Origin of the sequence: Vibrio sp. Vf1514, assembly GCF_052076135.1 — a bacterium.
Lineage (GTDB): Bacteria > Pseudomonadota > Gammaproteobacteria > Enterobacterales > Vibrionaceae > Vibrio > Vibrio furnissii.
This window is the reverse complement of sequence record NZ_CP197268.1, coordinates 212,422-226,208: the sequence shown is the minus strand read 5'-3', so window position 1 is coordinate 226,208 and position 13,787 is coordinate 212,422. Positions and strand designations below refer to the sequence as shown.

9 protein-coding genes are annotated in these 13,787 nt (G+C 52.1%); all 9 read right to left on the bottom strand.

Features of this window, described 5'->3' with window-relative positions; all coding sequences use genetic code 11:
* Positions 1–2 precede the first annotated feature (2 nt).
* The 9 genes from ACS18Q_RS15825 to tssJ all read right to left on the bottom strand — a co-directional run bounded on the left by ACS18Q_RS15825 (position 3) and on the right by tssJ (position 13,787).
* Entirely contained in the window at positions 3–1,280 is a 1,278-nt protein-coding gene (locus ACS18Q_RS15825) for a type VI secretion system ImpA family N-terminal domain-containing protein (RefSeq protein ID WP_441257970.1), read from the bottom strand.
* A 52-nt stretch (positions 1,281–1,332) separates the two neighbouring features.
* Entirely contained in the window at positions 1,333–4,833 is a 3,501-nt protein-coding gene (tssM, locus tag ACS18Q_RS15820) for a type VI secretion system membrane subunit TssM (RefSeq protein ID WP_441258206.1), read from the bottom strand.
* A 63-nt stretch (positions 4,834–4,896) separates the two neighbouring features.
* Positions 4,897–6,297 carry a type VI secretion system protein TssA gene (tssA, locus tag ACS18Q_RS15815; RefSeq protein ID WP_441257969.1) on the bottom strand — a complete coding sequence of 467 codons (1,401 nt, stop codon included), beginning with the start codon at positions 6,295–6,297 and terminating at the stop codon, positions 4,897–4,899.
* A 9-nt stretch (positions 6,298–6,306) separates the two neighbouring features.
* Positions 6,307–6,918 carry a type VI secretion system-associated protein VasI gene (gene vasI / locus ACS18Q_RS15810; RefSeq protein ID WP_441258205.1) on the bottom strand — a complete coding sequence of 204 codons (612 nt, stop codon included), beginning with the start codon at positions 6,916–6,918 and terminating at the stop codon, positions 6,307–6,309.
* Positions 6,919–6,962: 44 nt separating this feature from the next.
* Positions 6,963–8,552: a sigma-54 interaction domain-containing protein gene (locus ACS18Q_RS15805; RefSeq protein ID WP_004727185.1), complete on the bottom strand. Its 1,590-nt coding sequence runs from the start codon at positions 8,550–8,552 to the stop codon at positions 6,963–6,965.
* A 2-nt stretch (positions 8,553–8,554) separates the two neighbouring features.
* Positions 8,555–11,167, bottom strand: coding sequence for a type VI secretion system ATPase TssH (tssH, locus tag ACS18Q_RS15800; RefSeq protein ID WP_441257968.1), 2,613 nt, complete (start codon positions 11,165–11,167; stop codon positions 8,555–8,557).
* A 26-nt stretch (positions 11,168–11,193) separates the two neighbouring features.
* Complete coding sequence (gene vasF, locus ACS18Q_RS15795) at positions 11,194–11,967, bottom strand: type VI protein secretion system protein VasF (protein WP_004727187.1); 774 nt, start codon at positions 11,965–11,967, stop codon at positions 11,194–11,196.
* A 2-nt stretch (positions 11,968–11,969) separates the two neighbouring features.
* Complete coding sequence (gene tssK / locus ACS18Q_RS15790) at positions 11,970–13,304, bottom strand: type VI secretion system baseplate subunit TssK (RefSeq protein WP_004727188.1); 1,335 nt, start codon at positions 13,302–13,304, stop codon at positions 11,970–11,972.
* Between the two features lie 6 nt (positions 13,305–13,310).
* Positions 13,311–13,787, bottom strand: a complete 477-nt coding sequence (gene tssJ, locus ACS18Q_RS15785; protein ID WP_004727189.1) for a type VI secretion system lipoprotein TssJ — start codon at positions 13,785–13,787, stop codon at positions 13,311–13,313.

Genomic DNA, 13,787 nt, shown 5'->3' with positions numbered 1-13,787 from the left:
CACTATTGCGCGATTGGCTGCCCACTCAACGACTCTTCCAGTTGAGCCATCGTCCAGCTCAAATTATTGAGACGAGTTTTCAGAATCTCCAACTCTTTGCGCGCCGATTCGAGTTCGCCTTGCTTAATCAAATTCTGCACATAATCGACCCGGCCATAGACCGGCGACAAACTCACAGCAAAATCTTCCAACGATTTGGTCTGGCGCTGTAAATCACTCCATTTTTCGCGCTTGGCCAACAGCGAAATATTGGCCATCTTAGTACGAATTTCACCAAATCGCTGCACAAACAATTCAGTTTGCTCCAGTGCAGCTTGCTGCGCTGCACTAAACGCTTCATCGCTTGTTTTAATTTGCTCATCGTCTGGATAAAGTGTGCGTAGTGTTGCCATTTCATGCATCGCTTCGCGTTTGCTCTGTTCCATCGAAATAGCGCTTTTTTGCCGGATTGATTGCTCATAAAGTGGCACCAGATCGTTTTTCCAACGTGCAATTTGATTGTCAGACACGGACTGTTGAAAATGGCGGCGCGCATCGTCACTGCTCAGCGTCGCGACCTCAACACGCGTGGCGTAATCGCTGGTGTGGAACCACGTAATCACCTGATATCCCCACGCCACGCCCACAGACAAAATACAGCCCGTCACAAAGGCCAACGACAATCGCATGCGATGCACTCGTCTCAGCACTTGTGGCTCTGCGTCCCCCGCCTGTTGGTGTTGCCGTTTCACTAGGCTGTGATATTGGGTTTCAATGCGGTCGATGTGTTCAAAGAGCGCAAACCCGACGCCTTCGAAATCCACCAAGTACTCCGGTTGCTGCCGCTCAAGCTGATGGTGGATACGTTCGCAAAAACGTTCGCAACGATATAAATCGCGTAGCGATTCGTAGTTGGGCTTCAGGTCTTTGAGCTCCTGCACCACTCGGGCATTGACCCAATCCAAAACTTCTTTGCGCATCTTGGCAGTTTTCACATCCGGCTGACTTTGATTGCTCAAACTGACACTCAGCAATTCCAACCCGTTGGCATACCCCGCTAATCCCACCGTTTTTAGATTGGCGACCGCAAAGTAACCGCACATCAACAGGTCCAGCCCGACACGCTTTGCCAACGCGTCACAAGATTCGCGCACGACTTCCCAATCGGTTCCCCCCGCTAACGGATTAAATCGACGGTTAATCTCATCTCTGATTTTCTGGTAAACATCCAGTTGACGAATGGCATCGGTGTCATTGGTCAAACGGTAGTAAGCGTTATCAATAAATAAAATGTTGGACATGTACAACGTCGTCCTAAATCAACAGGAGCGGGAAACCCGCTCCTTTATTTTTTTAATACAAGGTTTTAGACAGTTTGAACGATCTGAACAGACGTTCCGTAAATGGGTTGGCATCGGCTTCAGCGTTGATGCGGTAAATCATATCGCCGCCATCCACCGCAAATTTGTAATCCACCGACGTGGTACTCGCGGCCACGACGTCCCCTTGGTCAAGCAGGCGGAAGAATGCCCACGGCCCCTGAATATTGATGCTGCGTGGTGACATGTTGGTTTTGGTCGGAACCAGCGTCACTTTCGACACAGCCGAGTCCCGTAGCGTGTTTGGCCAAATCAGCTCCACGCTATCGCGCGGACCATGGCTATACGCCAGATATTGACCATCGACATTCAATACACTGCGGCGTTTATTGCCACTCAAACGCAGCGGTTCAACTGAGAAGCTGACATCCAAAATGCCTTTGCGGTTAAAGAAGGCTTCACGGATTTTTTGCGCCTGTTTGATCTGACTGAGCACGTCTTTGCGAATGATCGACTGCGAGGTGTCGTCGTTATTCACCGTGATGTTCTCTTCGATGAACATGCGCAACTGATTGTTGTAGAAGCTATCCAACGTACCATTCGGAGCAAAGAACGATTCAAAATCTTCCAGTGACGCATCTTTTTTCGACGCTGCATTAAACGGATAACGCCCCGCCAGTTTCTCTTCGAACGTCTTGTAGACATCTTCATGCCAACGCACTTCGAGGTGTTTGATCGCCTCTTGTTTCACTACATACCAGCTCTCATCCGCCAGTTTGGCGACCATCGTATCGAGCGGTTTGGGCAGGCCAGACGCGATGCGTTTCAAGGTATAGATTGGGTCGGCATTGACGAGCTTCACTCGCGCCTTAGTCGCATCAAGTGCTGCCATGCCAACATCCGGCGCATCCTGAATGGATTTCAGGTAATTCTTCAGATCTTCCACCGATGCCAACACTTCATGAAGATACGCAGGCTTATCGCCAACAGGTTTGATCATGTTGTTCAAATCGGAGAACGGCGCTTCGATCATCGAGGCCACTTTATATTTAGGGCTCTTGAGCAGCTCTTTCTGCGCGCTGTCGTCTTTTGGCAAGGCGGCAAACATCTTGGTGTTATCGTCGAGTGTACGCAGCAGACGTTGCAGCGGTTCGATGTTGCCCGTCAGGTTGTCCAGCACCGTGACGGCATCATTGATATCGCTGAAATATTTCATGTCGATTTCATTTAACGCCGCACGCCAAGTGTTGGTGTAATCCGCAACGTACAGATTTCGAATCTTATCGCGCAGCGCTTGTTTGTCCGCTTCACTGAACTGCGCCGACTTCGACTGCCCTAAAACCCAACTGTCGATCAATGCCAGTTCCGACACCGATTCAGACTGCGGCATAAAGTAATCTTCAAAGCCGCGCTTGGTGAGCATTTGCGGAATGTACAGCGTGCTGCTGTTCATCACGCGCTCTTCAAACACCACGTCAAATACCGGCCCCACCAGATTACGCAGGTTGATCGCCGGGCCAAGCACCGTTTGCGCATTCAGCTTCAGGTTACGGTAAACACGTTGATCGTTTGGCATTGACCCCAAATCACGTTGCACATTCGCGATGGTATTGTCATACGGCTTCATCACCTGATTGGCGACTTTATCGCCGCGCGCACGCTCACCCGCTAAATCGGTATGACGCATGGCGTAATCGAGGTGACCCAACAGTTCTTCCTGAATTTCACGGCGACCTGAGAACTCCTGCTGCCAATATTTGGCAAAGTAATCCATCACGTAATCTTTGTAGCGACCGCTTTTATCTACCATCATGCGATACACGCGCAGCACCGCCAGTTTTTCTTCATCCGTTTGCGCCTGATTCAAGTCAACCACCACATCCGCCATCAGCAGCGGCAGAAAACGGCTTTCCAGCAGGTTCAAATACGTCGCTTCCACCATCGGCCCGATGGTATGGCCCTGATACAGGCCAAAATCAGAAATAAAGCGCGGTTTTTCACGGAAGAAACCAAACTCCAACGTGGCTTCACGAATTTTGTTCAGCGGCTCCAGCACATCTTTTTGCGACGCCAGATACACATTGGACGGGTATTGATCGTTATACTGATTCACCTTCGCTAGCACCGCATCGGAATGCTTGATGTTGGCCAAGTAGTTACGATGCCAAGTCCCGGCAAGCAGCATAGTCGCAATCGAACAAGTGAGGAACGACAACGCAATCAAGCGGCGCTTTTGGCGCGCAATTCGAAAGTTATCCGACGCCAGTCCGGCTTCCGGATAAATGATGTTACTGAACAGCTTTTGGGTGAAATAGATGGTTGAGTTTTTCGCGCGCTGAGCAGTATTGACCGCATGCGATAACCCGTAACGGCGCGACGCCGCATCATCGAACGCGTTGGTCGGCACACCTTGTTGATACACCGAAGTAAAGTAAGCCCCACGTACCAGTGCCGAGGTGGAGAACTGATCACTCGCCAAAGCATCTTGGAAAAATTGCGTCAGGATCTCTTTCAAACCGGAGATCTGGCGCGTGAAACTGTAGATGGCATTGCGTTCATCCAGCGACATTGGCGCCGAAACCGCATGGGGCAAGACCCCATGAATCCGCTCGACAAACTCGGCATATTCTTTGGCAAACTCTTCCAACCAGTGATCCAAGTTATCAATTGAATCCAGTGAGAAGGTGAAGCCCAGCACTTCTTCACGCTGGCTCTTGGTGTAGTGTTTGAAAAATGGTTCAAAGCCATACAGAAGGTCAAGTTTGGTCAGCGCAATGTACACCGGCAAACGCGTTGAAAGAGTTTCCATCAGCTCACGCAGACGAGCGCGCAGCAGGCTAGCGTAGGCTTTACGCTCCGATGCCGTTGCCGTCGCCAAGTGCGACACATCCAACGCCAATACAATACCGTTCAGCGGACGGCGACTGCGAGTTCTCTCCAGCCAATTGACAAAATGCAGCCACAAACGGCGCTCCATCGCTCCGTCGTTGTCTTCACTGCGATTGCCCTGTGTCAGCAGCTCACCATCCGGGTCAATCAACACCGATTCATCGCCAATCCACCAATCAAACGAGTATGGGTTTTCGCTTTTCTGTCCTGAAGCACGCATCACCGACGAGAACACAAATTTCTGGCCGGAGCGGTTAATCAGGCTGGTTTTACCCGCATTTTCTAGCCCCAACACCAGATACCATGGTAGCGCATACAAATAATTGCGCTTATTGAGGTTCTGTTTCATGTTGACCATGACCTGATTCAGTTCGACTTCCTGACGTTCCTCGAATAACTGAATCGGGTCTTGGCGCAGTTGCTCATCACGTTTCTGCTGCGCTTGATAGCCTTGCAGTTTACGCCATTGCCAAAAGCCCCAAACGGCGAATGCGCCCAGAGTAAACAGGCTGCTTGCGACCGCACGAGCCCCCACAGACTCGAGCGGCTTGTGACCGGAAACCTCTAGCCAAGGGCCCGCCCACCAAATTGCGACGTTCAACAAAATGAACGTGGTGAATAGCAAAATCGGCAAAGCAGCCATCATTCCCGGCTTGAGCTTTCTCACTATTCCAACAATAAATTTCCACATGTGAATTGTGTCCTTCGTTTACTCTGACGTTGTATATCGTTCTAATTGTTCCACCAGCGACGGTTCCCAATCGGTAACCTGCATGGTGGTGACTTGATGATGTAAGGTTTGATACTGCGCTTTCGCCATCGCATCGAGATGATTGGCGTTAAGCAGATCGGCAGAAAGCATCCGCCAGTAAAATTTGTCGCGCGGCTCCGTGGCTGCCACCAGGCCGTCATTGAGCATCGACAAGGCGACCGCGATGCCGCCTTCTTTTGCCAAAGCCATCGCTTCTTTGCGTTTTTCCTGCCAATCACCGCCCACACTTTGCCCGCCAGTCGAGCCGTTGGCGGATGCCAGCCATTCCTTCACGCTGTCGGAAACAAACGGTTCGCCCCCTTTAAATTTGAGTTCCAGCAGCGAAGGCATCCGGGCGAGAAATTGCTGCGTTTCTTCTGTGATGGCTAGGCACCAGCTCTCTTTACCCAAGTGTTGTGCAATGGTGAAGCTCATCAGTTGGCCGTCAAACCAGTACGGGGAGAGCGTGAGGCTCTGCTCGACCTTACGCCAAAGCGTCAGATCCGCATGACGCATCTGATCCTGATAATCTTTCATTCGGTCTTGCTGCATGCCGCGCAGCATGGTTTCACCATCGGCTTTGTGATCCGGCAACGTGGTAATCGTCCCCCACACGGCATAGCGGCGCAGGCGAATCGACAGCGCAATGCCAAACTCCTGCTCAGCAAGAAAATCCGCGACTTTGAGCAGCGTTTGCTTGGCCGCTTTGTCACTGGAATTATCCACCGACAAGGCTGAGTTGGCCGTGGTCGGGCGTGGCGTATCTGCAGGCTTGGCCGTTTGCTGCTGCTCGGCTTGCTGACGCGCTTCCACTTTATTCAGTTCACTCTGAACCGAGCGAGCGACTGCTTCGACCACATCCGAACTCAGCCCCTGCGCTTCAATGACTTTTTGCCACGCATCCACCGCCTCACCTAATGCTTGGCGGTCCTGCGCATCAAACTGATTAAAATCGATTTTCTCAGTCGCCATCGAAAAACGCTGCGCAATCTGACTGAAAAATTTGCGTCTTGGCAGATTGCCGCGCTTGCCCGGTGCGGGGTAACTCTCTTCCCAGAAAGACGCCATAAAATCGCTCATCAGTTCAAATGAGAGAATAAAGCGGGAAGGCGAAAGTTGGTTGTGGAGACATTGCAGCAGATACACCATCAGCTTGATGTCTTTGGTCTTGTCCTGCAGCAATTTCAGCGCGCTGTGTTCCACTTCGTCCCACTGCACGCTGCTGTGCGACAGTGAGCCGACTTTCATCATCTGATCTTCAATGAAGTCGAACAGGGGATCGTCAATCAAACGTTCACCGACCGGATTATCTCCGCTAATCGGCAGTGCCACACAGCGGCGGTATTCGGTTAATTCCATTCAAGCCTCCTACCAACCACAGCGTTCACGCAGTGCTGACAATGCGTCATTAAGTTCACTCGCATCAAACTGCAAACCGTCCGCAAATGGCGCGTTGGAGCGCAGTACCAGACGCGGTTCTCTTGCCATCGATTTCATCATTTCAATGGCAGGAATGCCGCGTGCCGACGACATCAGGACACCGTTATCATCACTGCGCAGATACTCCGGCGGCGCATTGGCGACCGATATCTGAATGCGCGCATCTTCCACACTGCTTGGCAGCGCCAGTTCCACACGGCTCAGGTTATCAATGCAGCTCACCATCAGGACGGGTTTTGCATCATGCTCAAACCGTGTGGTGCGATTGAGTGCTTTGAGAGCAATCCAAGCGTTGCTGCCTTTGCCTTCCCCTTCAGTCACTAATACCATCGCCGCTTCACTGCCTGCAGCGGCTTGCATGGCTCGCTGCCAAGAAGGTGGCACGTTCTGCTTAGGGGCGCTCGCCACTTCATCCACGGGCGTTTGAAAAACGTGGTCAAAACAGGCCAAACGTTCTAAGCGCCCCGTGATGGCGCGGCATTGCTCCGCCTGCATCACCAACGCATTAGACTCTTGCGCCCATGCCGAAGCCGACAGCATCAATAGCAGTGCACTGGCCCAGGGAAATGCATATCGCGATCTTGTCATAACGCCTTAATCTCCAGCTTCTGACATTTGTACGCCAAGGTGCGCTTCGGAATGCCAAGGCTCTGCGCCGCTTTGGCGCGGTCACCCGAAAAGTGATTGAGGCGTTCGCGAATGATTTTTTCTTCAAAGTCGCTCAGTGCTTGTTTGAGATCGTGAATCACCGAGTAGTTTTGTCCCGTCGTTGCTCGGGCGTGCTGAGGTTGAGTCGCCTGCGGCATAATGGGCTCATCGTGAGCAGACACCGCTGGCGATAGCATCGCCATCGAAGCAATGCGGTGCGTAAAACAGTGCTCTTCAACCTGCGTGCCATCGGCTGTTTGCGCGCAGCCAAATTCAATCAGATGCTTGAGTTCACGGACATTGCCCGGGAAATCATGTTGTTTGAGGCAATCGATCGCGCTGTAGTGCAGGCCACGAATGTTTTTGCCGTGCTGCTGATTGAACACACGCACAAAATGTTGTGCCAGCAAATCCACATCATCCAGACGGGAAGCAAGGCGTGGCAAGGTGATCGGATACTGGAACAGACGATAGTAAAGATCCTGACGAAACGCTTTGCGACGCACCTGATCCAGCAAGTTGACATGCGTTGCCGACACCAAGCGAAAATCTGATGTCAGTTCTTGCTTGCCCCCGACCGGACGGAAGGTTTTCGACTCCAGCACCCGCAGCAACTTTGCTTGCAGCGCCAGTGGCATATCGCCGATTTCATCGAGAAACAAGGTGCCACCGTTGGCTTGGGCGATCAGTCCTTGCTTATCGCTGTCTGCGCCCGAGAAGGCGCCTTTGCAATACCCAAACAGTTCACTTTCAAGTAAATTTTCGGGAATGGCGGCACAGTTGATGGCCACAAACGGCGCATGTTTGCGTGATGAAAGATCGTGTACCGCTTCAGCCGCCAGTTCTTTCCCCGTACCCGTTTCCCCCTGCACCATCACCGACAAATTAGAGCTGGCTGCACTGACGATTTGCTCACGCAGCTTCTGCATCACCTCACTGTCGCCAATCAGTTTGCGCGACAGGTCGCTCACCAATACACGCTGCACGGAATCACGTTGAATGTCACACAGCGACTCTTTAAGCGCGCGGCGGTTTTGTTCTTCCCGTTCCATGTCATGCAGCAGTGACCACTGCTGCGAGAACACATCGATGAATTTCAGGAAGGCATCATCTTGGAAAATGTTCGCCACCACATGGCTTTCGCCAATCAACAGCAAAATCGATTGCACATGGCGATGCCCCATCGGCAACGGTTGAATCCACACGGAATCAAACATTCCCACTTTTGACACCAGTTGGCTGAATGTGCGGTTTGACTGCCAAAACACCAGCTCTTCCGCGGTCAGATGCATGGCTTTTGACGATTGCAGCACATGCGCAAACGGATTATCAAAATCGGTGACCGCCCATGAATAGGTCAGGCGTTCATCATGAGGGACCAAGAGACGACCATCAGAGCTGGGCATCAACAACATCGCGTTCGAAAGCCCAAGCTCCTGCGCGATGATGTCAACAAACCGGGTCGCCAACTGGTGCGGCTTTCGAAGGCCCACCAGATCGGCAGTGAACGCGAGCCAGTTACTCATGATTACGCCACCTCTCCTTTAAATTCACCGTCCTGAGCATCCAAATGAATGCGATGCACGGGTTGCTTCTCTGCCAGTTTATTCAACAGCGCCAGCGACACAGGCGGCAGCAGTTGACCTTCAATGATGGCTTCGAGCATGCGAGCACCATTTTCGCTGCGCGTAGCGCGATTTAAGATCTCTTCAATCAGACGATCTTCAATCACCACCTCAGCGTTGTAGCGATCGCGGAACAGTTTCTCCAGACGTGCCAGTTTGCCTTTGACGATCAGCGCCAGAATCGCTTTGTTGAGTGGCATATATGGAATGACTTCCATACGCGCCAACAGCGCAGGTTTAAAGAATGCGGCCAATTCGGGGTACAGCGCTTCATCCAGAGCCTTGGGATCGTCCGCAAAATCCACGATGGTTTGATAACCAAGATTCGAGGTGAGGAAGAACACAATATTTTGGCAGTCGATTAAGCGTCCTTCGCCATCAGCCAGCTCACCTTTATCAAACGCTTGGTAAAAGATGTTCAGTACTTCAGGGTGGGCTTTTTCCACTTCGTCCAGCAGCACAACGGAATACGGCATTTTGCGAATCGCTTCGGTCAGGATGCCCCCTTCGCCGTAGCCCACATAGCCTGGCGGTGACCCGATCAGGCGAGAAACTGTATGCTTCTCTTGATATTCCGACATGTTGATGGTGGTGAGGAATTGCTTGCCGCCATAAAGCTGCTCAGCAAGCTGCACCACCGTTTCAGTTTTACCCACGCCACTCGGCCCCACCAGCAAGAAAGCGCCTTTCGGACGTCCCGGACGGCGCAGATCCGCACGCGCCGTCAGTAGATGGCGATGGACACGCTCAATCGCAGTATCTTGGCCTTTGATGGCTGCACCGAGAATGTCAGTCAGGTGGGTAATTTTATGCAGCTCATCGGTGTTCATTTGATCAACCGGAACGCCCGTCCAATCGGCAATCACTTCGGCGATTTGCTCTGCATCGACTTGGGGGTGCATCAAACGCTCATGGTGCGCAATCGCCGCCAGCGTTTGATATTGCGTGTTGAGTTCAGCTTGCAGCGCCGCGTGGGCATCCTCTTCCACATCATCTGCCGTAGACATGGCCATGAGTTCCGCTCGCAGGCTGATGATCGACTCAATCAATTCTTTTTGTTGCTGCCAGCTTGCGGTCAGCGCGGCTTTTTCCGCTTCATCTGCCTGTTCCTGAGTGCGCAGCTCATCCAGACGAGCATGATCAACGTCTCGACCGAGGTATTGCGCGCGCTCCAGCATGTCAATTTCCAACTGACGTTGGTGACACGCAGTTTCGAGCAGCGCCAGACGTTTGGGCGGCGTGGTCATGTTGATGGCGATACGGGCACAAGCGGTGTCCAGCACATCAATCGCTTTATCTGGCAGCTGACGACCTGAGATGTAGCGCGCGGATAATTCTGCCGCCGCTTTTAACGCATCATCGGTGATCAGCACGTTATGCGCTTTTTCATACACACTGTTGAGGCCGCGCAAAATGTCGACCGCTTGGGGAATCGTCGGTTCTTCTAACTTCACCAGTTGGAAACGGCGCGTCAGTGCCGGATCTTTTTCAAAGTATTTTTTGTACTCTTTCCACGTCGTCGCCGCGACGGTGCTCAGCTCGCCACGCGCCAGAGCGGGTTTCAGCAAGTTTGCCGCGTCACTGCCGCCTTCCTGATTTCCGGAGCCAATCAAGGTGTGCGCTTCATCGATAAACAGAATGACCGGCTTTGGCGAGCTCTTAATCGCATCGATCACGCCTTTCAAGCGTTTCTCAAACTCCCCTTTCACCGAAGCACCCGCTTGCAGCAAACCGAGATCCAGTGAGAGCAGCTCAACGTTTTGGAGCTGTGTCGGCACGGTGCCTGCGACCACACGCAGCGCCAAACCTTCAATCATGGCACTTTTACCGACACCCGCATCCCCGACCACAATCGGGTTGTTTTTGCGGCGGCGGCACAAAATATCGATCATCAGGTTGAGTTCGTTCTCACGACACAGCACCGGATCCAGTTCTTGATTGCGCGCCTGTTCGGTCACGTTGGTGCAGTACTTGGTGAGCGGAGAATTGTTCCCTTCCAGACGATTGGCGGCGCCCTGCGTTGCTGTGGGTTTACTGACTTCAGTTTCTGCCGAATCAGCCACAATCACATCAAAATGTTTTTTCAGATTTTCACGGTTAATGCTTTCAAACAGACTGATCAGTTTGAAAGGCAGATAACGGTCAGCGCGTGTGATTGCCGCAAGAAAAATTGCACCCGAGCGCAATTCGCTTTGGTCCAGTTCGGTGGTGGAAAGCAGCCATGCTTCTTGCAACAGCTCGACCAGCAAGGGGGAAAATGCTGGATACGTATCGAGCACTTGTTCGCGCGCATAGCTGGCGGCCAAAGCTTGTTTTACGGTATCCAGTTCCAGATTGGCCTGTTTCAGAATCAAGCGCACATCCGACAACGGGTTGTCCGTCAGCACATCCAAATAATGTTCAAACGTCACTTCCGGATGCTGACGTTCGATACACAGCGAGGCCGCCTGCTCAAGAGCCAGCTTGCTTTGGGCGTTTAATTTTGAAATCAGAGTGGGTAGTTCAATACGAATCACAGCGATTACCTAGCCTTATAATTGTTTTAAAGTATTTGATTGAGTTGATTTAACACGTCGCTTGATTTGCTGTGCAGCAAATAGGTATAGCCGAGAAAGAGTCCGACCCACAGCAGGGCAAAACCGGCAAAAATCGACCAAATCGGCAACTGACGGCTCAGTTTGTATTTGGCGCGCACAACATGGTCGGTGGCACGCGTGAGATCCTGCGGTTCTTCCTCTTCAAGACTCGCGAGCACATCATGCAAACGGGTAATGACCTTTTCACGTTCCAGTTGGCCACCATCCATCACGCGGTATTTGCCTTCAAAACCCAACACCAAACATTGATAAATGAATTCCAGCAGCGCCTGATAACGCTTCGGTTCGCCTTCCAAACGGCTCAGAATCGTGAATACTTTTTCGCCGCCCCACGTTTCATTGTGAAAACGCGACAACATGGAATGCTCCGCCCATACGCTGGATGCACCCCATTCGGTGCCCATCACCGCTTCATCCAGAAACGCACATAGGATGTAGCGATACGCCATCAAAATCGCGTGCTCAAAGCCTTGTTCAGCCAGCTCAATCTCGATCGCTTTGATCTCTTCAATGGTCTGGTTGTAGATTTGCTCAATGTTGTCGCAGGCTGCCAAAGAACGGACGCGCAGTGACAAGCCAAACAGCGGCGTCGCTGCGTCGATCAACACATTGGGATTATCGCCACGCAGCTGGAACCAGAAGTCCTGATCATGGTTGATCTGCTGCACGTCATCGAAGAGCAAGCTGCTGTATTGGGTCTCTTTTTTACTTAACGCCATGATTAACTCCTAATCGCCCAGAATTGCAGGTCGAGATCATCAAATGCTGCTGCGACGTGGAACGCAAAGCCGCTCGAATGATTCAGCATCGCCCACGCGGGGCTGGTTTTATCCAGCTGGTAATAGGTGTATCCCGCGTGATATGGCAACTGACGAGGCGCCACTGGCAATGAAATCAACGGGATACCTGGCAATTGCAGGGAAATGAGTTCGCGAATTTTTTCCACCGATGACACTTTGGTCTGTTGGGTAAACAGGCGACGCAGATCGTCGAGCGGCATTCGTGCTTTCACCGCAATAATAAATTCGGCGCTGTCCATCAACTGCGGATCGTGTACCGGCGCGACCATCAGGCCGTACTTGCGTTTGTCCAGTTGAATCGAAACGGCGCGAGGCTCCAGCACCACGCTCAAACTCTGACGCAGATTGCGAATTAAGGGACCAAACGACTGACTGGGCATGTCGTGGTTGTAACTTGGCAACGTTGGCGGCAGACGGCTTTCGTCTGTAAATGTGGCCAACTCACCACACACGGACGCCAAGCATTCAAACAAACGTTCGGGATGCAGGCTGCGCAGCTCTGCCAGATGTTGCATCTGTGGCTGTAGGCGGTTCAGGGCTTGCAACAACATAAAGTCCGACACATCGGCAACGCCGCCTTGCGATGGCGCGCTGATCCGCTGCGCAATGTTCTTGGCGCGCTCGCGCATCAAGCCCGACATTTCATTGATGAAACGGTGCAGCGCAGCATTGCCGACCACGTTGAGGTGGCAAGGGATGAAATCCGGGTCCATGACCACGCTGCCGTCCGGGCGTTTTTCCAAAATGCGCGCAATGGCGATGGAGGCAAATGAACTGCGATCTTCTTTTTCCAGCATCAGTTGCATGCGCACCGGCGAGACATCGATGGTCGTGGTATCGCCCTGCACGGTGTGCACGTCACGCACTTCTAAGCGGCGACTGACATAGCGCCCGGTGCCTCGCTCTTCCGGCCAGTTGACCTCCATCAGCGATTCACTGCGTAGCGGCACCGCCAGATACACCAGTTGGTTCGCCAGCGACGCATCGTCGATTTCTAAGGCGTCTGGCATCGCATCTTCTTGCGGAATCCGAAACGCGGTGCCATCGGGCATGATGCCGACTGCGCGTTCAATGGCGATGCGACCAAACGACAGATATTCAGGATTGAGTGACAGCTCAGACACGCCATACAGATAACGGCTGACAGCGGTCATGCGCTCGTCGATGTGGTACTCCACATAACGTTGCTGCTGCTGGAAATGTTGCGGCTTGATAAATAGCCCCTCATTCCAAATGACTCGGTTACGCGCAAACATCTTTTGTTATTCCACCCTATCCAATTTCACATCGTAATCTTTGAAAAACATCAGCAAGTGGTATTCCCTGCCTTTGTTCAGCACTTTGACGGCCTTTTTCCATTCACTAATTTCCGGATCAGAAAAGTGCGCCATCACACCGATGTAGTTTGTTTCTTCATCCACTTCAAACGCATTCACAAACTTGAACTGGCCCGGCATCAGCACGTAGTCGTAATTTTTGACGAAGTTGCTGCGCAGTGATTTTTTATAATCCGCTTTCAGTTGGTCGTAGTCGGCGGACATGAACATCGAATCATCTTTGAGTTCAAACACCTGAATTTCGACCGGAGACGCTTCTCCCCAAATACTGGGGTTGACGCCATCATCAGCGAGTAGACTGAACGTGACTTTCGTCGGCTGTTTCGCTGGCTCGTACGGTTCCGTCGAACTGCAAGCGGTCAATACCAGCAACGAAAGCAGCATAAACAGCAGTTTGTTCAC